This window comes from Pseudomonas sp. BN411, from assembly GCF_029871235.1.
In the GTDB taxonomy this organism is placed as follows: Bacteria; Pseudomonadota; Gammaproteobacteria; order Pseudomonadales; family Pseudomonadaceae; genus Metapseudomonas.
On the sequence record NZ_SSOM01000073.1, the window covers coordinates 454,312 to 478,036 of the forward strand.

12 protein-coding genes are annotated in these 23,725 nt (G+C 64.7%); 3 read left to right on the plus strand and 9 right to left on the minus strand.

The window, feature by feature from the left end:
- Positions 1-11: 11 nt before the first annotated feature.
- The 4 genes from selO to E8F06_RS20085 all read right to left on the minus strand — a co-directional run bounded on the left by selO (position 12) and on the right by E8F06_RS20085 (position 8,845).
- Positions 12-1,472: a protein adenylyltransferase SelO gene (gene selO / locus E8F06_RS20070; protein WP_280370352.1), complete on the minus strand. Its 1,461-nt coding sequence runs from the start codon at positions 1,470-1,472 to the stop codon at positions 12-14.
- A gap of 53 nt (positions 1,473-1,525) precedes the next feature.
- Positions 1,526-4,864, minus strand: a complete 3,339-nt coding sequence (mscK, locus tag E8F06_RS20075; protein ID WP_280370354.1) for a mechanosensitive channel MscK — start codon at positions 4,862-4,864, stop codon at positions 1,526-1,528.
- Positions 4,865-5,029: 165 nt separating this feature from the next.
- Positions 5,030-6,772 (minus strand): potassium/proton antiporter, encoded by a 1,743-nt coding sequence (locus tag E8F06_RS20080; RefSeq protein WP_190829689.1) that lies wholly within the window; start codon positions 6,770-6,772, stop codon positions 5,030-5,032.
- Between the two features lie 270 nt (positions 6,773-7,042).
- On the minus strand, positions 7,043-8,845 hold the full coding sequence (locus E8F06_RS20085) for an acyl-CoA dehydrogenase (protein WP_280370356.1): 1,803 nt from the start codon (positions 8,843-8,845) through the stop codon (positions 7,043-7,045).
- Positions 8,846-8,981: 136 nt separating this feature from the next.
- Between E8F06_RS20085 and rlmJ the strand changes: the two genes are divergently transcribed.
- Positions 8,982-9,821 carry a 23S rRNA (adenine(2030)-N(6))-methyltransferase RlmJ gene (rlmJ, locus tag E8F06_RS20090; protein ID WP_280370358.1) on the plus strand — a complete coding sequence of 280 codons (840 nt, stop codon included), beginning with the start codon at positions 8,982-8,984 and terminating at the stop codon, positions 9,819-9,821.
- A 22-nt stretch (positions 9,822-9,843) separates the two neighbouring features.
- Here rlmJ and E8F06_RS20095 read toward each other — a convergent pair whose 3' ends face one another.
- From E8F06_RS20095 to aceE, 5 genes are all read right to left on the minus strand, one after another.
- Positions 9,844-11,091: an HD-GYP domain-containing protein gene (locus tag E8F06_RS20095; protein ID WP_280370360.1), complete on the minus strand. Its 1,248-nt coding sequence runs from the start codon at positions 11,089-11,091 to the stop codon at positions 9,844-9,846.
- 67 nt (positions 11,092-11,158) lie between these two features.
- The gene (gene msrA, locus E8F06_RS20100; protein WP_280370362.1) at positions 11,159-11,806 is read right to left on the minus strand and encodes a peptide-methionine (S)-S-oxide reductase MsrA; all 648 of its coding nucleotides are present in this window, start codon (positions 11,804-11,806) and stop codon (positions 11,159-11,161) included.
- 70 nt (positions 11,807-11,876) lie between these two features.
- The gene (locus tag E8F06_RS20105) at positions 11,877-14,573 is read right to left on the minus strand and encodes an EAL domain-containing protein (RefSeq protein WP_280370364.1); all 2,697 of its coding nucleotides are present in this window, start codon (positions 14,571-14,573) and stop codon (positions 11,877-11,879) included.
- Positions 14,574-14,832: 259 nt separating this feature from the next.
- Positions 14,833-16,818 (minus strand): dihydrolipoyllysine-residue acetyltransferase, encoded by a 1,986-nt coding sequence (gene aceF / locus E8F06_RS20110; RefSeq protein ID WP_280370366.1) that lies wholly within the window; start codon positions 16,816-16,818, stop codon positions 14,833-14,835.
- An 11-nt stretch (positions 16,819-16,829) separates the two neighbouring features.
- A complete protein-coding gene (gene aceE / locus E8F06_RS20115) occupies positions 16,830-19,475 on the minus strand; it encodes a pyruvate dehydrogenase (acetyl-transferring), homodimeric type (protein WP_280370368.1) in 2,646 nt (881 codons plus the stop codon).
- Between the two features lie 280 nt (positions 19,476-19,755).
- On the opposite strand from aceE, the gene glnE reads away from it, so the two are divergent.
- Entirely contained in the window at positions 19,756-22,689 is a 2,934-nt protein-coding gene (gene glnE / locus E8F06_RS20120) for a bifunctional [glutamate--ammonia ligase]-adenylyl-L-tyrosine phosphorylase/[glutamate--ammonia-ligase] adenylyltransferase (protein ID WP_280370370.1), read from the plus strand.
- Between the two features lie 42 nt (positions 22,690-22,731).
- Positions 22,732-23,655, plus strand: coding sequence for a branched-chain amino acid transaminase (locus tag E8F06_RS20125; protein WP_151137720.1), 924 nt, complete (start codon positions 22,732-22,734; stop codon positions 23,653-23,655).
- The last annotated feature ends 70 nt before the right edge of the window (positions 23,656-23,725 follow it).

The window sequence follows — 23,725 nt, forward strand, 5'->3', positions numbered from 1 at the left end:
GGGATGGCGGCTCAGGACGAGCAGCTGATTTCCAGATGCTTGCCCCATTCCGGCGGGCGCTCGGCATAGCGTTCCATGCCGGGCTGCTCGTCGAAGGGGCGGGACAGCACGGCGTGGAGCTGGCGCACCTCTGAGTAATCGCCTTGCTGGGCAGTCTCGATGGCGCGTTGGGCCAGGTAGTTGCGCAGGACATACCGGGGGTTCACGGCGTGCATGCGTGCGCGGCGCGCCTGCTGGTCGTCGCCATCCAGCGCTGCGCGGGCCTGGTAGTCGGCCGCCCATGCATCGAAGCCGGCCAGGTCGACGAAATCTTCCCGCAGTTTGCGCAGTGCCTGTTCCGGTGCTTCATCGCCCAGGCGGCGGAAGAACTGGCTGTAGTCCACGGCGCTGCCCTGCATCAGTTGCAGCAGACGCTGCACCAGCGCCTCGTCGACATCTCCGGCGGAGGTGAAGCCCAGTCGCCGGCGCATCAGGTCCAGGTAGTGGGCCTGGTAGAGCGGCAGGAAGAGGTTGAGGGTCTCGCGCAATTGCTCCACTTCGACGAAGGGCGTCAGCGCCTGGGCCAGGGCCGCCAGGTTCCAGTGGGCGATGGGCACCTGGTTGCTGAAGCTGTAGCGGCCACCGTCGTCGGAGTGGTTGCAGATGTGATTGGCGTCGAAGTCGTCGAGGAACGCGTAGGGGCCGTAGTCGAAGGTGATGCCCAGGATCGACATGTTGTCGGTGTTCATCACGCCGTGGCAGAAGCCGTAGGCCTGCCAGAGGGCGATCAGCTCGGCATTGCGTTCCAGGACCTCGCGGAAGAAGGCCGACCAGGGCTGCTCCTGTTCCAGGCACTGCGGGAAATGGCATTCCATGACGTGCCGGCCGAGGGCTTCGAGCTGCTCGTGCTGGCGCGTGTAATAGAAGTATTCGAAGTGGCCGAAGCGCACGTGGCTCGGCGACAGGCGCAGCAACATGGCGCCGGTCTCGCGGGTTTCCCGGTACACCGGACTCGAAGAGCCGGTCACGCACAACGCGCGGCTGGTGGGGATACCCAGGGCATTCAGGTATTCGCTGGCGAGGAATTCGCGAATCGAGCTGCGCAGCACCGCGCGGCCATCGCCCATGCGTGAGTAGGGCGTCTGCCCGGCGCCCTTGAGGTGCAGGTCCCAGTGCTCGCCGGCATCGTTGAGCACCTCGCCCAGCAGCAGGCCGCGGCCGTCACCCAGGCGCGGGTTGTACACACCGAACTGGTGCCCGGAATAGACCATCGCCCGTGGCTCTGCCTCGGACCAGAGCTTGTGTCCGGAGAACAGCTCGGCGAAGACCTGGGTCTCCGCCTCGGCCGGGTCGAGGTCGAGCAGCGCCATGGCTGCCGGGCTGGCCACCACCAGGCGCGGCTCGGCGATGGGCTCTGGCAACACCTCGGTGGAGAACGCATCACCCAGGCGGGCGAAGCGGTTGTCGAACTGCAATTCGTCGAGTGTCTTCATGGCTTCAGCTTGTCATGCCGCCAGTGCGTTCGGAAGAACCTGGGTGGCGTGGCTCATCGGGACTCCGGAACCGGCACCTTGTCCTTGACCGGTATCGATACGGCTTCGACTTCGTCCTCGGCGTGCTTCTCGATCTTGCGGGTAAGGGTAACGTCCATCTTCGGCGTGCTGGAGGTGTTGATATCGTGCTCCTTGAACAACTGGTCGATGCGCCGGTTCAGTTCGTCGGTCGCCAGGCCGCGGTCGCCCAGTTCGCGCACGTAGATCTTCAGCTCATGCTCCAGGGCGCTGGCGCCGTAGGTCTTCAGCTGTACGGTGGGTGCCGGGTCGCGCAGCACGCGCGAGTTTTCCATGGTGGCCTGCAAGAGCAGCTTGCGCACCAGTTCCAGGTCGAGATCGGAGCTGCGGTTGACGTTGTACACCAGCACGATGCGGGTGACGGTGTCGGTCAGGGTCCAGTTGATCAACTGGCTGGTGAGGAAGGTCTGGTTCGGTACGATCACTTCCTTGCGGTCGCTGTCGGTGATGTGCGTAGCGCGGATGCGGATGCGGTTTACCGTGCCGGTGACGGTGCCGATGGTCACCAGGTCGCCGATGCGCACCGGGCGCTCGAACAGCAGGATCAGGCCGGAAATGAAGTTGGCGAAGATCGCCTGCATGCCGAAGCCGATACCTACCGAGAGCGCGGCCACCAGCCATTGCAGCTTGTCCCAGCTGACCCCGAGGGTGGACAGCGCGCTGACGAAACCGATGCCGGCAATGGCGTACGACAGCAGGGTGGTGGTGGCGTAGGCGCTGCCCTGGGCCAGCTTGAGCCGCGACAGCACCAGCACTTCCAGCAGGCCCGGCAGGTTTCGCGCGAGTGCCGTGGTGATGCCGGCGATGATCAGCGCACCGAGCACATCCAGCATGCTGATGGGGACCAGGGTGGTCGCGTCGCCGGTACCCGTGGAGTACTGGTAGAGGGTCACTTGGTCGAGGTAGGCGAACACGCTGATCAGGTCAGCCCAGACCAGGTACAGGCACGCGAGGAACACACCCAGCAGGGCGAGGCGGATCAGGCGCAGCGACTGCTGGTTGACCTTCTCGATGTCGAGTGCAGGCTCTTCCACCACCACTTCCTCGCCCTCGGCATTCTCCTTGGTCTGTGCCTGGCGTTTGGCGAGCACCCGCTGGTAGGCCAGGCGCCGTGCGGCCACGGCCAAGCCGCGGACGAAGGTGGCTTCCACCACTAGCAGCAGGATCAGCAAGTAGAGCGTGGTGATCAGGCGGTCGGTGAGCTTGAGGGAGGTGTAGTAATAGCCGAAGCCCACCGCCACGATCAGCGCCAGGGGCAGCAGGGTGAAGGCGACGCCGATCAGCAGGCGGAACGGCGAGGTCTGCTCGCGCATCGGTTCGGCCAGCAGCAGGTTGCTCAGCACGAGGGTCATCAGGACATAGCAGCTCAGCACCACGATTACGCCGATGATGTCGTCGGCCAGCGCGGCGGGCTGGTGCTCGGCCACGGTGACGATGGCCACCAGCGCCATGACCACGCCGCCGAGGCGGCGGATCTGGCCACGCAGGAAGGCGACCTGCGGGCGATCCCAGTGGAAGTGCAATTCGGCGATGCCGCCCGGGGCGAGGATGCGATAGAGGGTGTAGAACACCATCCAGGCCTGGGCCATCTCCATCAGGGCTGCACCGAGCGTGGCGTTCTGGCCGCGTGCATCGATCTGCAGGGCAAGGCCGCAAAGCATCAGGAACAGGCTGACGGGCAGGGCCAGCAACACGGTGAGGAACAGGGCCACGGGCGTGTGCACCTGGCTGTCACGCTTGAAGTGGCCGACGTCCTGGTTGATCTCGTTGAGCCTGGTGTAGATGTAGCGGCGCTTCCACAGCAGACCGCCGATCAACAGCAGCAGCGGCAGGAACAGCCAGGGTCGGTTCGCAAGGCCTTCGCCCAGTTCGCGGACGCCCGCCCCCCAGGGCATTTCGGCCAGTTGGCGCTCCAGCATGTGCGGGGCGGACCTCAGCCAGTTGAAGTCCAGCGGCTTGTTGCTGGGAATCCAGAACATCTGCTCGTCGAGGGTGTTGCGCAGGGTCCGGGAAGTTTCCTGCAACTGCTTCTGGTTGAGCTGCAGGGTGATGGATTCGTTGAGCAGGTTGTTCAGTTCACGGCTCAGGCGATCGAGCAGTTCGCTGCGGGTGCTGATCAGGTCCGTAAGCGTGGTGCGCAGTTCCGGGGTGACCTGCTCCGGTGGCTGGTCGGCAAGCAGGCCCTCGACGTAGGCATCAGGATTGCCCAGTTTGTCGCGCTGCTGGTTCAACTCGAACTGGTAGAGGCGGATGTCGGCGATTTCGTCGGCCAGGTTCTTGTCCAGATGCAGTTGCGGCAGCGCCTGCTTCTGTTGGTAGAGGATCTTGGCCAGCAGCAGGCTGCCCTTGAGCACGCTGATCTGCTCCTCCAGGGCCTGGTCGGCCTGGCTGAGGCTATCCAGCTGCTGGCGGGTCTGCAGGTTCTGCCCGGTCAGTTCGTTGAGGCGGTCGGTGGAACGCAGCAGGTAGTCGGACATCTTCAGGTTGATGGCGCTTTCCTTCGCCACCAGGCTGTCCGGCGTGGTCTGATCGGCGTCGCGGGAGAGTTCGGCGACTGTCTGTTCCGAGCTTTCCCGACGCATCTCGTTGATCAGCGACTGCAGGTCCAGGGTTTCCTGCTCCAGGCGGCGGATGCGCTCCACGAGCAGGTCGCGGCGACTGTTGCCGAGGTCTTGCAGCAGGCTGTTGCCGGCCAGTTCCTCGCGGCGCAACTCGGTCTGGGCGGCGAGGGCGGTCTGCTCGGCGGTGAGCAGGGCACGCTGCTCTTCGCTGATGGCCTTGCCGCTGTCCTTGCCGGTCTTGAGGATGGCGTTGATCTGCTGGATGCGGGTCTGGTTGGCGCTGATCTCGGCCTGGGCCCGCTCCGGACGGGTCTGGGAGGTGATGATCAGGCTGTTGGCGTCGGCCAGCGACTTCTGGCGCTCGGCCAGTTCGTTGCTGCGCTCATCCAGCAGCTTTTCCAATTGCGTGAGTTCGGATTTGCCGTAGCGCTCCTTCACCGGTACCGGCGGGCTGGTCTTCAGCCGTGCCAGTTCTCGCTGGGCTTCGCCGACCAGGCGCGGCGCATCGCTCAGCTGGCGCTTGAGCGCGGCGAGGCTCTTCTCGCTTTCCTGCTGGTTGGCGACGAAGGTCTGGGTCTGTTCGTCGATCGGCGGCTTGGCCTGGGCCTCGCCTTCGGCGGGCTTGCTATCGGCTGGAGCGGCGGCCGGCTTGGGAACGCCGATGCCGGTGGCAGGGGCGGCCTGCAGGTAGGCCGGGGTCAGGCAGAGGCCCAGCAGGGTGGCGGCAATAAAGGTGCGCAAGGAAGCAATCATCGCGATCGGGCAGCTCGGGTTCAAATGCGGCTAATGATATGCCACGGCGGCCTTTGCGGGGCTGCCGGGCACGAGCGGTTGTGATCCGGGTTCGCGCATTGGCGAACCCCTGGTTTCCATGGCGGGGGCCTGAAGGGCCGGGAGGGCCGTCGTAGACGGGTTTCCCTAGAGGAACAACCCCGGGCGGCCCTGACCTTCGGGGAATTTGACGCCCACCTTGCGCACCTTGTTCCCCTCCATCAGAGCAACGGTCCAGGTCAGGCCGTTCCACTCCACCTGGTCGCCCACTACCGGTTCGCCACCGATTTCGTGGGCAATGAAGCGGCCGAGGGGCTGATGGCCGTCCTGCTCGCCGAGCTTCAGGCCATAGAGCGACGCCACGGCGGACAGCTGGGCATCGCCTTCCAGCACGAAATCGCCGAAGAAGCGCAGGTCCAGACCGCGTTGCGGTGCCTGGCTGAACAGTTTGCCCAGGGCCGGGAGGTCATGTTCATGGCCGACCACGCAGAGGATGTCGCCGGCTTCCAGGGTGGTACTGCCCGAGGGGTGCAGCAATTCCCGGCCACGGAACAGTGCCGCGATACGGGTTCCTTCCGGCATCTTCAGCTCGCGCAGGGCGGCGCCGATGCACCACTTTTCGGCGCCCAGGCGGTAAACGAACAGCTCCCACTCGCTGGTGGGGTGCACTTCCAGGCCTGCGCGGGAGATGGGAGCGGGCTCGGGCGGTACGGTGACGCGCAGCAACTTCGCGGCCCAGGGCAGGCTGGTGCCTTGCAGCACCAGGGACACCAGCACGATGAAGAAGGCCACGTTGAAGAACAGCTGGGCGTTGGGCAGTCCGGCCATCAGCGGGAATACCGCGAGAATGATGGGCACCGCGCCGCGTAGGCCGACCCAGGCGATGAAGGCCTTTTCGCGGTCATGGAAGGCGCGGAATGGCGCGAGGCCAAGGAAGATCGACAGCGGTCGGGCAATCACGATCATCCACAGCGCCAGGCCCAGGGCCGGGAGGATGATCGGGAAGAGCTCATGGGGCGTCACCAGCAGGCCCAGCACCAGGAACATGCCGATCTGCGCCAGCCAAGTCAGGCCGTCGAGCATGTGCAGGATGCCGTGGCGGGAACGGATGGGTCGATTGCCGAGGAACAGGCCGAACAGATAGACGGCGAGGATGCCGCTGCCGTGCACGGCGTTGGTCAGGGCGAATATCAGCAGGCCGCCGGCCACCACCAGCAGGGGGTACAGGCCGTTGGCCAGGGTCAGGCGGTTGATCAGTTGCAGCATCAGCCAGCCGCCGGCGAAGCCCATCAGGGTGCCGACGCCGAACTGCTGGATGATGTGGACGACGAAGCTCCAGCTGAAGCCGGACTGGCCGGTAGCGAGCATCTCGATCAGGGTTACCGTGAGGAACACGGCCATGGGGTCGTTGCTGCCCGACTCGATTTCCAGGGTGGCACTGACCCGTTCGTTGAGACCGCGTCCGCCGAGCAGGCTGAACACCGCCGCCGCGTCGGTGGACCCGACGATGGCGCCGATCAACAAGCCTTCCAGGGTGCTCAGGTTGAACAGCCAGGCGGCTGCTACGCCGGTCAGCCCAGCGGTGACCAGCACCCCGATGGTGGCCAGGGACAACGACGGCCAGAGCGCCACGCGGAAGGTCGCCGCGCGGGTACGCATGCCGCCGTCGAGCAGGATGATCGCCAGCGCCAGGTTGCCCACCAGGTAGGCTTGGGAATAGTTGTTGAAGACGATACCGCCGGGGCCATCGCTGCCGGCGAGCATGCCGACGACGAGGAAGACCACCAGGATGGGGACACCGAAGCGCGATCCGAAGGCACTGACCAGGATGCTCATGCCTACCAGCACCGCGCCGATCAGGAACAGGCTATTGACGGTGGCGGCATCCACTGGCGGCTCCTTGCATTAGGGGGGATGGACTACGGGACATGCAGGGGGCGCATGCCGAGGAATTCTAACCTGCCGGTGGCAAGGCTCTGCAAGATTTCATGCAGGGTTCTTGCCAGCATCGGGAAGCCGTTGGGCAGGCGAGCTGGTTGGAGGTTCCGGAGCGGGGGGAAATGCGGATGAAGAAGCGACTGATGGCGTTCAGGGCGCTGTTATCGGACACCATAAAAAAGCCCCGCATGTGCGCGGGGCGTGAAGAACCCTCGAAAAGGGCTAGAACCAGTTGTCCTGCATGGCCAGGCAGGTGTCGTCGCGGGCTTCCAGCAGTGCCAGATCGTGGTGGCAGCCGGGCACTTCCCAGGTGAGGAAGTAGCGCGCGGCCTGCAGCTTGCCGCGATAGAAGTCGGCGTCGGCAGCGTTTCCACGGGCCAGGCCCTGTTCCGCGCGGATCGCCTGTTCCAGCCAGCGCCAGCCAATCACGGTATGGCCGAAGACCTTCAGGTACAGCGCCGAGTTGGCCAGCGCCTCGTTGACCTTGCCCTGCATCAGGTCACCGAGCAGGGCCAGGGTGACATTGGAAAGTCGTGCAGCCAGGTGTTCCAACGGCTGGCGCAGGGCGTTCAGTGACTCGTACGCCGCGGCGCGCTCGCAGCATTCATTGATCAGACGGGTCAGTTGCTTGAGGCCTGCCCCCTTGTTCTGCGTGAGCTTGCGGCCCAGCAGGTCGAGCGACTGGATGCCGTGGGTGCCTTCGTGGATCGGGTTCAGGCGGTTGTCGCGGTAGTACTGCTCCACCGGGTATTCACGGGTGTAGCCGTGGCCGCCGAGGATCTGGATCGCCAGTTCGTTGGCCTTGAGGCAGAACTCCGAGGGCCAGGATTTGACGATCGGGGTGAGCAGGTCGAGCAGTTCGTGGGCCTGCTGGCGCTGCTCCTCGGTGGCCAGCGTCTGGGTGTCATCGAACAGACGCGCGGAGTAGAGGCCGAGGTCGAAGGCGCCTTCCACGTAGGCCTTCTGGGTCAGCAGCATGCGGCGTACGTCGGCGTGCTGGATGATCGACACCTGGGGCGCGGTCGGGTCCTTGCCGTCTGGCAGGCGGCCTTGGGGCCGCTCGCGGGCGTACTCCAGGGAATAGAGGTAGCCGGCGTAGCCGAGCATCACCGCGCCCATGCCGACGCCGATGCGCGCCTCGTTCATCATCTGGAACATGTAGGACAGGCCGGCGTGGGGCTTGCCTACCAGGTAGCCGACGCAGTCGCCGTTATCGCCGAAGTTCAGCGCGGTAGAGGTGGTGCCGCGATAGCCCATCTTGTGGAACAGGCCAGCCAGGATCACGTCATTGCGTTTGCCGAGGGAGCCATCGTCGTTGACCAGGAACTTGGGCACGATGAACAGCGAAATACCCTTCACCCCGGGCGGTGCGTCCGGCAGCTTGGCCAGCACCATGTGCACGATGTTTTCCGACAGCGGGTGGTCGCCGCCGGAGATGAAGATCTTGTTGCCCTTGATGCGGTAGGTGCCGTCGGCGGCCGGTTCGGCGCGGGTGCGGATATCCGACAGGGACGAGCCAGCGTGGGGTTCGGTGAGGGCCATGGTGCCGAAGAAGTGGCCGTCGATCATCGGCTGCAGGAAGCGCTGCTTCTGTTCCTCGCTGCCGAAGCTCTCGATCAGGTTGGCCGCGCCCATGGTGAGGAAGGGGTAGGCCGAGCTGCCGACGTTGGCGGACTGGAAGTGCGCGAAGCAGGCCTGGGACAGCAGCGTCGGCAGCTGCATGCCGCCTTGTTCGAAGCTGCGAGTGGCATTGAGGAAACCGGCTTCGAGGAAAGCGTCGACAGCTGGCTTCACTTCCGGGATCAGGGTGGCGGCGCCATCCACGTACTCCGGTTCCTCCTCGTCGCCCTTGCGATTATGCGGGGCGAAGAACTTCTCGGCGATGCTGCGGGCGGTGCCCAGGGCGGCGTCGAAGGTTTCGCGGTTGTGCTCGGCGAAACGCTCGCGCTGGGTCAGGGCTTCGGCGTCCAGCACTTCGTAGAGCTCGAAGGCAAGGTTGCGGGAACTGAGCAGGGTCTCGGACATGATGGCTCTCCGGTAGGATCAGCCGAGTCTAGATCGGTGAATTAAGGGTGCCTAGCAACATCCATGAGCGTGATAAAGCCGGTGAAGCCGTGGTGAACCCGGGACTGGTAGAATGCGCGCCTTGCGAGGACTCCCCATGAACTACCGCCATGCCTTCCACGCCGGCAACCATGCCGACGTGCTCAAACACTTCACCCTGGCCCGCCTGATCGCACTGCTGTCGCGCAAGGAGGCCCCGTTCTCCTACCTGGACAGCCATGCCGGCGTCGGCCTCTACGACCTCCTGGGTGACCAGGCCAGTCGCACCGACGAATGGCGCGAAGGCATCGGCCGCCTATGGGATCTGCCCGACCTGCCAGCGCCCATGGCGGACTACCTGAAGGTCATCCGCGAGCTGAACCCGGACGGCAGCCTGCGCTACTACCCCGGTTCGCCTGAGCTGGCCCGGCGCCTGACGCGTCCGCAGGACCGGCTGCAGCTGAACGAAAAGCACCCAGAAGATGGCCAGCTGCTGAAAGACAACATGGCCGGTGATCGCCGCGTGGCCGTGCACCTGGGCGAGGGCTGGCACATCGCGCGGGCGCTGCTGCCGGTGGCGGAAAAGCGCGCGCTGATGCTGATCGACCCGCCGTTCGAGAAGGCCGACGAACTGGAGCGCTGCGTCACTTCCCTGGGCGAAGCCATTGGCCGCATGCGCCAGACGGTGGTCGTCATCTGGTATCCGATCAAGGACCAGCGTCAGCTCCGGCGCTTCTACCAGGGGTTGCAGGCCAGCGGTGCACCCAAACTGCTGCGCGTGGAACTGCGGGTGCATGCGGCTGACACTGCCGACTCCGGCTTGAACGGTTCCGGGCTGGTCATCGCCAACCCGCCGTGGGGCATCGAGGACGAGCTGCGCCAGACCCTGCCCTGGCTCTCCGAGCACCTGGCGCAGAGCAAGGGCGGCTGGCAGCTGGATTGGCTGATCGAAGAGTGAAGGGAACAGGCCGCAGGTGATATCAGCTGCGGCCTGGCTGCGGTTCGATGTAGTAGGTCAGTTGCCGGCGTGGGCTGAGGTACTCCAGGACCTCCAGCGGCAATTGCGCCGGACGCAGGCTGCGGGCGATGGACAGGCGCGGTTCCTGCTCCAGGTCCAGGATCAGCGCCTCCTGCTTGGGAATGGCAGGATCGTGAAGGATCAGCGTCGGTTTCAGCGGTTGGGCAGGGTTCACGCCCAGCACCAGGGCGTATCGTTCATCTTCCAGCTGTACCAGGCTGCCCGGCGGATAGACGCCCATGGCGCGAATGAAGGCTTTCAGCGCCACCTCGTCGAAGCGTTGGCGCTGCTGCTTGAACATCAGCGCCAGGGCCTCGTGGGGACTCAGGGCCGTGCGTGGGTCGAACGGGTTGCACAGGTTGTCGAACTGGTTGGCGATGGCCACCAACTTGCTCAGGCGGCCGATGCCCGCTTCCTTCAGGCCGCGCGGGTAGCCGCTGCCATCGCAGTGTTCGTGGTGCTCGTGGATGATCCGCAGCACTTCGTCATCAAGCATCAGTCGCTGGCCCATCTTCAGGCCGAAGTCGGTATGCAGTTGCAGGAACTGCTGTTCGGGCTTGGTCAGCGGCTCGCTTTTGAGCAGCACCTTGCTCGGGACTTCCATCTTGCCGATGTCATGCAGCAGCGCGCCGAGCCCCAGGCTGTGGCAGGCCTCGGTATCCAGCCCGAGCTGACGGCCCAGCAGCAGGGACAGCACGGTGACGTTCAGGGCGTGGAAGTAGCTGTCCTCGGCGGCCTTGCCGGTGATGCTGTGGAGGACTGCGCCCGGCTGGCCCAGCAGGGTTTCCACCATTTCGCCGACGATGGCGCCGGCCTGTTTCACGGCTTCCTCCGGCCGGCTGCGCAAGGTCTGGTTGAGTGTCTTGACCTGCAGGCTGGCCTGGATGAAACGCCGGTCCACTTCAGCTACGCGCTGGCGTAGCAGGCGGAGCTTCTCGGTTCGGGCTTCGCGTGCGCGGGCCTCCGGATCTTCCACGACCGGCGGCGGTGGCGCCTCGGGAGCGGTGAGGGGCAGGGGCTCGCAATCGCTGCGGGCCGGGTCATAGCGCAGCCGCTGGAGCCCCAGGGCCTTGAGTGCCCGAACCTGCGCTTCGTCCTTGATCTTGAAGTTGCTGAAGGTGAAGTCGTGCTCCCACCAGCCCAACTCCAATTGGATATAGAGGCCGATGCAGAGTTGTTCGGGTTGGATGTAATGGGGACGGGGCGGCATACCGAGTGACTGGAGGCTACTGGCCAGTGGAGTCTAATCCTTCGGCAACCGCCCTGCCTGCCCTTCTTCAGGCGGGTAGACACACTCCGGTGCCGCCCAGGCCGCAATAGCCGCCAGGGTTCTTCGCCAGGTATTGCTGGTGATAGGCCTCGGCGTAATAGAAGGCAGGCGCTTCGCCGATTTCCGTGGTGATGGCGCCGAAGCCGGACTTTTCCAGCTCGGCCTGGAAAAGCGCCTGGCTGGCACGGGCGGCGGCCAGTTGGGCCTCGTCGTAGCAGTAGATGGCAGAGCGGTATTGGGTGCCGACGTCATTGCCCTGGCGCATGCCCTGGGTCGGGTTGTGGGCTTCCCAGAACACTTTCAACAATTCGTCGAAACTGGTTTCCCGTGGGTCGAACACCACCAGCACCATTTCGGTGTGCCCGGTCAGGCCGGAGCAGACTTCGTCATAGGTGGGGTTCGGGGTGAAGCCGCCGGCGTAACCCACAGCGGTGGTCCAGACACCCGGCTGTTGCCAGAAGCGCCGCTCGGCACCCCAGAAGCAGCCGAGGCCGAACTGGGCCACTTGCAGGCCGGTGGGGAAAGGGCCTTGCAGCGGGCGGCCGTTGACGTAATGGCTGTCGGGCACTGGCATCGGCGTTTCGCGGCCGGGCAGCGCTTGGGCGGCGCTGGGCAGCTCGAGTTTGTGGGCGAGTATTTGCGAACGCAGGACCATCAGCCATCTCCTCGGGAATGCAATGAATCCCGATGTTACCCCGATTGCGCGGTGGTTTTTCAACGGCTGATCAGACGCCTTTGCGGCAAGGGTAGCGGCCGAGGTTCTCGAACAGGTGCTTGCCGGAAATCGGCTTGTCGAAGAGGTAGCCCTGGCCGACATCGCAGTGCTGGCGACGCAGGAAGCCGAGCTGGGCCGCGGTTTCGATGCCTTCGGCGACGACCTTGAGCTTGAGCTTGTGGGCCATGGCGATCACCGCCGAGGTGATCTCCTTGTCGTCCTGGTTCTCGGGAATGTCCTTGATGAAGCTGCGATCGATCTTGATCACGTCGATGGGGAATTTCTTCAGGTAGCTCAGCGATGAGTAGCCGGTACCGAAATCGTCCATCGCCAGGGTCAGGCCCAGGCTCTTCAGGTGATTGAGTTGGTGACGGGTCTCGTCGGTGGCTTCCAGCAGCAGGCCTTCGGTGAGTTCCAGCTCCAGGCGCTTGGGCGGTAGCTGTTCTTCGTTGAGGATGGCGGCGATGGAGCCCACGAGGTCAGGGTCGCTGAACTGCTTGGGCGACAGGTTGATCGCCACTTGCAGATCCCCGAGGCCGGCGGCGGTGAGGCGCTTGCTCATCCGGCAGGCTTCGCGGATCACCCATTTGCCGATGGGAATGATCATGCCGGTTTCTTCCGCCACGCTGATGAACTGGTCCGGGCTGATCATGCCCTTCTCCGGGTGATGCCAGCGAAGCAGGGCTTCCATGCCGAGCAACTGGCCGCTCTTGAGGCACAGCTTGGGCTGGTAGAAGACTTCCAGCTCGTTCTGGGCCAGGGCGCGGCGCAGGTTGTTCTCGACGAACAGCTTGTAGCTGGCTTCGGCGTTCAGCGCCTCGGTGAACAATTGGAGCTGGTGCTTACCGTTGGCCTTGGCCTTGTGCAGCGCCAGGCCCGCGTGCTTCATCAGGGTCTGTGGATCGCGCCCGTGCAGCGGTGCGCAGGCGAGGCCCAGGGAGCCGGTGACGCTGATCAGCTGGTTGTCGACGAACAGCGGCTTGTCCAGGGTCTGCAGGACCTGGGCGGCGATCTTCTGGCCGCTTTCCAGGTCGGCGCCGTCGAGCAGCACGGCGAATTCGTTGCTGGCGAAGCGCGCCAGGACGCCATTGGGGGACAGGCTGTTGCGCAGGCGCCGCGCCAGGCTGACCAGCAGCTTGTCGCCGGTCTGGTGGCCGAGGCTGTCATTGATCCGCTTGAAGTTGTCGATGTCCACCAGCAGCAGGCATAGCGGCGTGTCGCGATCGCTGTGGAAGCGCTCTTCGACGGTGCGGATGAAATAGGGGCGGTTGCCGAGGCCGGTGAGGTTGTCGGTGTAGGCCAGCTTCTCGATTCGCTGCTGCGCCAGCTTGCTCTGGGTGACGTCTTCGTAGATGCCGATGTAGTGAGTGAGCTCGCCGTGCTCGCCGAACACCTTGGAAATCGACAGCTGGCCCCAGTAAGGCTCGAGGTTCTTGCGTCGGCTGCGGAACTCGCCCTGCCAGCTGTTGCAGGCCGCCAGCCCCGAGCTGGTATCGAACAGCAGCTCGCTGAGGTTCTCCAGTGCCGGCAGGTCTGACAGGCGTCGGCCATGTACTTCATCGGCGCTGTATTGGGTGATGGCGGTGAAGCTCGGGTTGACGTATTCCACCAGGCCGTCACGGTCTACCAGCAGGAAGGCGCTTGCGCTCTGCTCCACAGCTCGCTGGAACAGATGAAGGGCGTTGGTGGCGTGGCGTCGCTGCTGGTTCACCAGGACCTGGGCGAACTGGTCGGCCAGCTCGCCGGCGAAGGCGATCTCATCGGCCTGCCAGACGCGGGATGTGCCGATGTGTTCCAGGCAGAGCACGCCGACCACTTCGCCACCGACGCGGATGCTGGCGTCGAGCAGGGCGGTGATGCCCTCGGGCTTGAGGTATTCCCGGGTCAGCTCGCTGGTGCGGGGGTCGTTCTGGGCATTGTGGGCGTCGATGGCGCGGCCGCTGTGCAGGGCCTCCAGGTAGCGCGGGAACGGGCTCATATCCATGCTGCCCGGGTGCTCGTGGTGGTCCTCATTGCGGCGGAACAGGCTGACCGCCGCCAGTTGGCTGCCCTCGAGCATCCAGATGCTGGCGCGCGCCACATCATAGGCTTCGCAGGCCGCCTGGGTGATGAGTCGCGCCGCTTCCTCCGCCGGTTTGCTGGAGGTGTAGCGGTGGCGCGCCAGGCGCACGATCAGGCTCTGTTGGGCGCGAGAGCGGATCAGGTGCTGCAGATGGTCGTCCTTGGAGCGCTGGAAGAGTTCCAGTGAAGTGCGCAGTTGGCTGTTTTGCGCCTCCAGGTCGAGGTTCTTCAGCCGTTCCTTTTGTTCGGCGGGTTCGTTCACCACCAGCAAGAAGCCGCGCAGCAACTGCCGTCCGTGTTGCTGGAAGGCTTCTCCGATTTCCTGCAGGCACAGCGGGCCATCAGGGGCGTGCAAGGTGTACTGGATGGAGTAGTGCGGATGCCGGGCCAACTGCAGTTGCACGTCGTCGTGTAGCCGATAGCGGCTTTCCGGTTCCATCAGGCTGGCGTAGGGCGCGTCGATCAGGGCGCAGAGTTCGCTCGCCGGCAGGCCCAGGGCGCGTTCGCAGGTCGGATCGAGGAAAAGCATCGCCCAGCTGGCTTCATTGAGCCGCTCGAAACGCATCAGGCCCAGCCTCGACGGGACGGGCAACTGCGTCACTATCTCGGCCACCGTACGGCTGGCGGCATCGGGATGGCTCTTCATCGGGCGCTGGGCTTCCACTTCTCTGACCGGGAGAGGATCCGGCCTACATCACCAAAGCATCGGGCAAGGGTGCATCATGATGATGGCACTGGCAAGCGCGCCGCGTGGTGCATTTCGTGAGCGGATGAGGGGCAGCAGGAACTGTGCGTGAGTGCACAGTCGCCTTGTGGGCCTGGGCTGTCGAACGGTCAAAAAAAACCCCGCCTCAGGGGGGCGGGGTTGAGGTACGAGCGTGGCGTGCTCGCGAATTTGAAACGAGTTACAGCAGCATGGTGCGGATGTCCGCCAGCACATCACCGAGACGCTTGGTGAAGCGCGCGGCGGCGGCGCCGTTGATCACGCGGTGATCGTAGGACAGCGACAGCGGCAGCATCAGGCGCGGCTGGAAGGCCTTGCCGTCCCACACCGGCTGCATGGCGGCCTTGGACACGCCAAGGATCGCCACTTCGGGCGCGTTGACGATCGGCGTGAAGCCGGTGCCGCCAATGTGGCCGAGGCTGGAGATGGTGAAGCAGGCGCCTTGCATGTCGTCCGCCGAAAGCTTCTTGGTCCGGGCTTTTTCAGCCAGGGCGGCGGCTTCGGCAGCCAGTTGCAGCAGGCTCTTCTGGTCGACGTTCTTGATCACCGGCACCAGCAGGCCGTCCGGGGTGTCCACGGCAAAGCCGATGTGCACGTACTTCTTGCGGATCAGCGCCTTGCCACTGGGGGCCAGGGAGCTGTTGAAGTCCGGCAGTTCCTTGAGCAGGTAGGCGCAGGCCTTGAGCAGCAGCGGCAGGACGGTTAACTTGACGCCGGCCTTCTCCGCCACGGCCTTCTGGGCTACGCGGAAGGCTTCCAGTTCGGTGATGTCGGCCGAATCGAACTGGGTCACGTGCGGGACGTTGAGCCAACTGCGATGCAGGTTCGCGGCGCCGACCTGCATCAGGCGGGTCATTGCCACTTCTTCGATTTCACCGAACTTGCTGAAGTCCACGACCGGGATCGGCGGGATGCCGGCACCACCGGTGGCGCCGGCGGCAGCCGCTGCCGGAGCTTCCTTGGCTTTCTGCATCATCGCCTTGACGTGAGCTTGCACGTCTTCCTTCAGCACGCGGCCGTGCGGGCCGGTGGCCGGAACGTCAGACAGCTCGACGCCGAACTCGCGGGCCAACTGGCGAACCGCCGGGCCTGCGTGGACCTTGGCGCCGCTGGAGCGGGCCGGTACACCGGTGGTGTTCGCAGCAGCGGCGGACAGCGAGGCGATGGCGCTGACTTCGGCAGCAGCGACCGGATGGGCGCCCTCGGGTACGCGGTGTACCGACGGCGCAGCGGCGGCCGGAGCCGGAGCTGCTGCCGGGGCGGCGCCCGCAACCTTGAGCTTGAGGATCAGGTCACCGGTGCCGACTTCCGAGTCCAGCTTGACCTCGACGCTTTCCACCACGCCGGCAGCCGGCGAGGGGATTTCCATGCTGGCCTTGTCGGATTCCAGGGTGATCAAGGACTGGTCGGCGGCTACGGTGTCACCGGCCTTGACCAGCACTTCGATGACCTTGACCTTGCCGTCGGTGCCGATGTCCGGCACGAAGACGTCCTGCACGCTGGAACCGGTGGCTACCGGAGCGGGGGCCGCAGCCGGAGTGGCAGCAGGCGCCGGTGCAGCGGCCTGTGCCGGGGCAGCAGCAGGAGCAGCGCCAGCAACACGCAGCTTGAGAATCAGGTCGCCGGTGCCAACGTCGGCATCCAGTTTGACCTCCACGCTCTCCACCACGCCGGCGGCGGGGGAGGGGATCTCCATGCTGGCCTTGTCGGACTCCAGGGTGATCAGGGACTGGTCGGCGGCTACGGTGTCACCGGCCTTGACCAGCACTTCGATGACCTTGACCTTGCCGTCGGTGCCGATGTCCGGCACGAAGACGTCCTGCACGCTGGAACCGGTGGCCGCCGGAGCAGCAGCCGGGGCCGGCGCAGCGGCGGGTTGCGCTTCGGCCTTGGGTGCGGGAGCTGCAGCCGGTGCGGGCGCCGCGGCGGCGGCACCCTCGACTTCCAGTTCCAGCAGCTCGTCGCCTTCCTTCAGGCGATCGCCCAGCTTGACCTTCAGGCTCTTGATCACGCCGGCCTTGGGGGCCGGGATTTCCATGCTGGCCTTATCGGATTCCAGGGTCAGCAGGCTCTGATCGGCTTCGATGCGGTCGCCAACTTTGACGAACAGCTCGATCACTTCACCTTCGCCGCTGCCGATGTCGGGTACGCGAATCAGTTCACTCACAATGCGTCTCCTCAGCAGTCCAGCGGGTTGCGTTTTTCGGGATCGATGCCGAACTTGGCGATGGCTTCCGCCACGACCTTGGGCTCGATCTCGCCGCGGTCCGCCAGCGCTTCCAGGGCTGCCAGGACTACCCAGTTACGGTCCACTTCGAAGAAGTGGCGCAGCTTCTTGCGGCTGTCGCTGCGGCCGAAGCCGTCGGTGCCGAGGACCTTGTATTCCTTGCTCGGGACCCACTGGCGGATCTGGTCGGCGAACAGCTTCATGTAGTCGGTGGAGGCCACGACCGGGCCCTTGCGGCCGGTCAGGCACTGCTCGACGTAGGTCTGCTTCGGCTTCTGCTCCGGGTGCAGGCGGTTTTGACGCTCGATCGCCAGACCGTCGCGGCGCAGTTCGTTGAAGCTGGTGACGCTCCAGACGTCGGCGCCGACGTTGAACTGCTCACGGAGAATCTTCGCCGCTTCGATGACTTCGCGCAGGATGGTGCCCGAACCCAGCAGCTGCACGTGGTGTGCGGCTTCCTTCTTGTCCTCTTCGAGGAGGTACATGCCCTTGATGATGCCTTCCTCGGCGCCTGCCGGCAGGGCGGGCTGGGTGTAGGCCTCGTTCATCACGGTGATGTAGTAGAAGATGTTCTGCTGTTCTTCGGTCATCTGGCGGATGCCTTCACGCACGATCACCGCCAGCTCGTAGCCGAAGGTGGGGTCGTAAGTGCGGCAGTTCGGGATGGTGGCCGCCATGATGTGGCTGTGACCGTCCTCGTGTTGCAGGCCTTCGCCGTTGAGGGTGGTACGGCCGGCGGTGCCGCCGATCAGGAAACCACGGGCGCGGCTGTCGCCGGCGGCCCAGGCCAGGTCACCGATACGCTGGAAGCCGAACATCGAATAGAAGATGTAGAACGGCAGCATCGGCTGGTTGTGGTTGCTGTAGGCGGTACCCGCAGCGATGAAGGAGGACATGGCGCCCGCTTCGTTGATGCCTTCCTCGAGGATCTGACCCTTCTTGTCCTCGCGGTAGAACATCACCTGGTCCTTGTCGACCGGCTCGTAGAGCTGGCCCACGGACGAGTAGATGCCGAGCTGGCGGAACATGCCTTCCATACCAAAGGTACGGGCTTCGTCCGGGATGATCGGGACGATGCGGTGGCCGAGTTCCTTGTCCTTGACCAACTGCGCCAGGATGCGCACGAAGGCCATGGTGGTGGAAATTTCACGATCGCCCGAACCGTCCAGGATCGCCTTGAGGGTTTCCAGCGGCGGGGTCGGGATGCTGAAGCTGTTGACGCGGCGCTGCGGCACGTAGCCACCCAGGGCGGCGCGGCGCTCGTGCAGGTACTTGTACTCGGCGCTGCCTTCCTGCGGACGGAAGAACGGCAGCTTTTCCAGGTCGGCGTCGTTGACCGGGATGTCGAAGCGGTCGCGGAACTGCTTCAGGCTCTCGACGTCGACCTTCTTGGTGTTGTGGGCGGTGTTCTTCGCTTCGCCCGCACCGGTGCCGTAACCCTTGATGGTCTTGGCCAGGATGACGGTAGGCTGGCCCTTGTGGTTGACCGCCTGGTGGTAGGCCGCATAGACCTTGTAGGGGTCGTGGCCGCCACGATTGAGCTTCCAGATCTCGTCGTCGGAAAGGTCTTTGACCATTTCCTTGAGTTCCGGGGTGTTGAAGAAGTTCTCACGGACGTACGCGCCGTCCTTGGCCTTGTAGTTCTGGTACTCGCCGTCGACGACTTCGTCCATGCGGCGCTGCAGGGAGCCGTCGGTGTCCTTGGCGAACAGCGGGTCCCAGAAACGGCCCCAGACGACCTTGTTGACGTTCCACTGGGCGCCGCGGAAGACGCCTTCCAGTTCCTGGATGATCTTGCCGTTGCCGCGAACCGGGCCGTCGAGGCGCTGCAGGTTGCAGTTGATGACGAAGATCAGGTTGTCCAGCTTCTCGCGGCCGGCCAGGGAAATGGCACCGAGGGATTCCGGCTCGTCGCACTCGCCGTCACCCATGAAGCACCAGACCTTCTGTTTGCCGGCGGGGATGAAGCCGCGGCTTTCCAGGTACTTCATGAAGCGCGCCTGGTAGATCGCCTGGATCGGGCCGAGGCCCATGGACACGGTGGGGAACTGCCAGAAGTCCGGCATCAGCCAGGGGTGCGGATAGGAGGACAGGCCCTTGCCGTCCACTTCCTGGCGGAAGTTGACCATCTGATCTTCGGTGATGCGGCCTTCCATGAAGGCGCGGGCGTAGATGCCGGGGGAGGCGTGGCCCTGATAGAAGATCAGATCGCCGCCGTGTTCTTCGGTGGGAGCCTGGAAGAAGTAGTTGAAGCCGATGTCGTAAAGAGTTGCCGAGGAAGCGAAGCTGGAAATGTGACCGCCCAGATCCGGGTCGTTCAGGTTGGTGCGCATCACCATGGCCAGCGCGTTCCAGCGAACCATGGAGCGGATGCGGCGTTCCATGAACAGGTCGCCGGGCATGCGGGCTTCGTGGGTGACCGGAATCGAGTTGCGGTACGGAGTGGTGATGGCGTAGGGCAGTTGGGTGCCGCTGCGGGTGGCCAGCTCACCCATGCGGGTCAGCAGGTAATGCGCGCGGTCTTCGCCTTCTTTGTCGAGTACGGACTCCAGGGAATCCAGCCATTCCTGGGTTTCGACGGGATCGAGGTCTTGCATGGCTTGCTCCAGGGCGGAAAGGCTTCCAGAATCGGATGCCAGTGGTCACGGCCGGCCTTGTGGGGCGGTCGCGGCGAAATTCTTGTTACCGGGGGTAGAACCGGGCTCGTGTAGTTTTACTACAAATCGACGAAGGTTTCAGCACTCTGGATACAATCTTTCGTAGTAAAACTACAGACTGCGCGGCGCAGTCGGCTGAAAGCCCCGAGTTAGAGCTGTTCCGCCACCGCTGCGCCAGCTACGGGTCCAGCCTCGGCCCGCAGCCCAGAAAGGATAGACCATGAGCCTGCCGTCGCTGGCCGCCTTGCCGGCCAACCTTAAGCCCAGCGCCGATCGGGCGCTGTCTGCCTTCCGCACTGCCCTCTCCGAACAGACCCAGGACTTCGCCGGCTGGTCCGACGAACGGCAGCAGGCGTTCGGTCGTGTCACCGCCGCCAGTGATTTCGTCGCAGAGCAAGCCCAGCGTGATCCGGCGATGCTGCTGGCGCTGGCCGCTTCCGGCGAGCTGGAACGACCGCTGGCGCCCGGCGAGCTACGTGCCCAGATTGCGCAGTTGCTGGACGGCTGCACGGAGGAGGACGATCTCGGCCGACGCCTGCGCCGCTATCGAAACCGCCAGCAAGTGCGAATCATCTGGCGCGACCTGACTCGGCAGGCCGACCTCGCGGAAACCTGTCGCGACCTTTCCGATCTGGCCGACGCCTGCATCGACCTCGCCTACGAGTGGCTCTATAGCCGCCATTGCGCCCAGTTCGGCACACCCATCGGCCATCGTTCCGGCCAGCCCCAGCATCTAGTAGTGCTGGGCATGGGCAAGCTGGGCGCCCATGAATTGAACCTGTCCTCGGACATCGACCTGATCTTCGGCTACCCCGAGGGCGGTGAGACCGAAGGCGCCAAGCGTGCCCTGGACAATCAGGAGTTCTTCACCCGCCTTGGCCAGCGGCTGATCAAGGCACTGGATGTCATTACCGTGGACGGCTTCGTCTTCCGCGTGGACATGCGCCTGCGTCCTTACGGTTCTTCAGGGCCGCTGGTGTTCAGCTTCAACGCCCTGGAGCAGTACTACCAGGACCAGGGCCGCGACTGGGAACGCTACGCCATGATCAAGGCGCGGGTGGTGGGCGGCGACCAGGCCGCCGGCGCCCAGCTTCTGCAGATGCTTCGCCCGTTCGTCTATCGCCGCTACCTGGACTTTTCCGCCATCGAAGCGCTGCGCTCGATGAAGCAGCTGATCCAGCAGGAAGTGCGGCGCAAGGGCATGACCGAGAACGTCAAGCTCGGCTCCGGTGGCATTCGCGAGGTGGAGTTCATCGCCCAGGCCTTCCAGCTGATTCACGGTGGACGTGACCTCAGCCTGCAGCAGCGCCCTCTGCTTACCGTGCTGAATACCCTCGAAGGTCAGGGCTACCTGCCGCCGCCCGTGGTGGCGGAATTGAAAGAAGGCTACGAATTCCTCCGCTACACCGAGCACGCCCTGCAGGCCATCGCTGACCGCCAGACCCAGATGCTGCCGGACAACGACCTGGATCGCGCCCGCGTGGCCTTCATCATGGGCTTTGATGACTGGGCGACCTTCCTCGAGCGCCTGATGTACTGGCGCGGGCGCGTCGAGTGGCACTTCCGGCAGGTGATCGCCGACCCGGATGAAGAAGAAGGAAGCGATGGCGAAGGCTGCATCGGTGGTGAATGGCTGCCGCTCTGGGAAGAGGCGCTGGACGAGGAGTCCGCCTGCCGCCAGCTCGGGGAAGCCGGTTTCGTCGAGCCGGCCGCCGCCTGGCGCCGCCTCACCGACCTGCGCAATGGCCCCCAGGTGCGCGCCATGCAGCGTCTCGGCCGTGAGCGGCTGGATGCCTTCATCCCGCGGCTGCTGAACCTCACCGTTGAACACCGTAACCCCGACCTGGTGCTGGAGCGGGTCCTGCCCATGGTGGAAAAGGTGGCGCGTCGCTCTGCTTACCTGGTGCTGCTGACCGAGAACCCCGGAGCCTTGCAGCGCCTCATCGAGCTTTGCGCTGCCAGTCCCTGGATCGCCGAGCAGATCACCCGTTTCCCGCTGCTGCTGGACGAACTGCTCAATGAAGGTCGTCTCTATCGTCCTCCGCTGGCGCCGGAGCTGGCGGCCGAGTTGCGCGAGCGCCTGACGCGTATCCCCGAGGACGATCTGGAGCAACAGATGGAGGCTCTGCGCCATTTCAAGCTGGCTCACAGCCTTCGCGTAGCCGCCTCGGAAATCGCCGGCACCTTGCCCCTGATGAAAGTGAGCGACTACCTGACCTGGCTGGCCGAAGCCATCCTCGACCAGGTGCTGGCGCTGTCCTGGCGCCAGACCGTGGCCAAGTACGGCACGCCGAAGCGCGCTGATGGCAGTCTGTGCGACCCGGATTTCGTCATCGTCGGCTACGGCAAGGTGGGCGGCTTGGAGTTCGGTCATGGTTCGGACCTGGACCTGGTGTTCGTCCACGATGGCGATCCGCAGGCCGAAACCGATGGCGCCAAGCCCATCGATGGCGCGCAGTTCTTCACTCGCCTCGGGCAGCGCATTATTCACTTGCTGACCACCCAGACCACGTCCGGCGCCCTGTACGAGGTGGACATGCGCCTGCGGCCGTCCGGCGCGGCGGGGCTGCTGGTCAGCTCCCTGGGGGCATTCCAGCGCTATCAGGAGAGCGAGGCCTGGACCTGGGAGCACCAGGCGCTGGTGCGTGCGCGAGTCCTGGTGGGATCACCGCGGGTCACCACCGCCTTCGAGCAGGTGCGCCTGGCGGTACTTGGACGCGAGCGCGACCTGCCCAAGCTGCGGGCCGAGGTGAGCGAGATGCGCGCCAAGATGCGCGGTAACCTCGGCACCCGTGAAACCGCTGCCGGCACCGCTGCGAATGCCTTCGAGGCCGCGGCGGCCTTCGATCTGAAGCAGGATGCGGGCGGTATCGTCGATATCGAATTTATGGTGCAATATGCGGCCCTGGCCTGGTCACGACAGCACCCTGAGCTGGTGCGTTACACCGATAACATCCGGATTCTGGATGGCCTGGAGCAGGCGAAACTGCTGTCCGGCGACGAAGTGCGCCTGCTGCAGGAAGCCTACAAAGCCTATCGTTCAGCGGCTCACCGCCAGGCCCTGCAGAAGCAGCCCGGTGTGGTGAGTGGGGACCAGTTCCACGCGGAGCGCCAAGGCGTGATGCGGATCTGGCGCGAGTTGGGCCTGAACTGACTCGACTGGCTGAACCAATCGAATTCTTGAGGAGCTGGCAATATGTCGATGGCCGATCGTGATGGCGTGATCTGGTATGACGGCGAACTGGTGCCGTGGCGCGAAGCAACCACCCACGTCCTGACCCACACCCTGCATTACGGCATGGGCGTGTTCGAAGGCGTGCGCGCCTACAACACCCCGGACGGCACCGCCATCTTCCGCCTGCAGGCCCACACCGACCGTCTGTTCGACTCGGCTCACATCTTCAACATGGAGATTCCCTTCTCCAAGGAAGAGATCAACGAAGCCCAGCGCGCCGCCGTCCGTGAAAACGGCCTGGAAAGCGCCTACCTGCGCCCGATGGTGTTCTTCGGTAGCGAAGGCATGGGCCTGCGCGCCACCGGCCTGAAGGTCCATGTGATCGTCGCCGCCTGGCACTGGGGCGCGTACATGGGCGAAGAGGCGCTGGTCAACGGCATCAAGGTGCGCACCAGCTCCTACACCCGTCACCACGTCAACATTTCCATGACCCGCGCCAAGGCCAACGGCAACTACATCAACTCGATGCTGGCCCTGCAGGAAGCCATCTCCGGCGGCGCTGACGAAGCCATGCTGCTGGACCCGGAAGGCTACGTGGCCGAGGGCTCGGGCGAGAACATCTTCCTGGTCAAGGACGGCGTGGTCTACACCCCGGAAGTGACCTCCTGCCTGAACGGCATCACCCGTAGCACCATCCTGACCCTGGCCGGCGAGCTGGGCATCAAGGTGGTGGAAAAGCGCATCACCCGCGACGAGGTGTACATCGCCGACGAGGCCTTCTTCACCGGTACCGCCGCTGAAGTCACCCCGATCCGCGAAGTGGACGGCCGCAAGATCGGTATCGGCCGTCGTGGCCCGGTGACCGAGAAGCTGCAGAAAGCCTACTTCGACCTGGTGACCGGCAAGACTTCCGCTCACGCCGAGTGGCGTACCCTGGTCAAGTAAACCGACTGAGCTGAACGCGGCAAGCCGCAAGCTGCAAGTGGTACCCACTGCTTGGAGCTTGCGGCTTGTC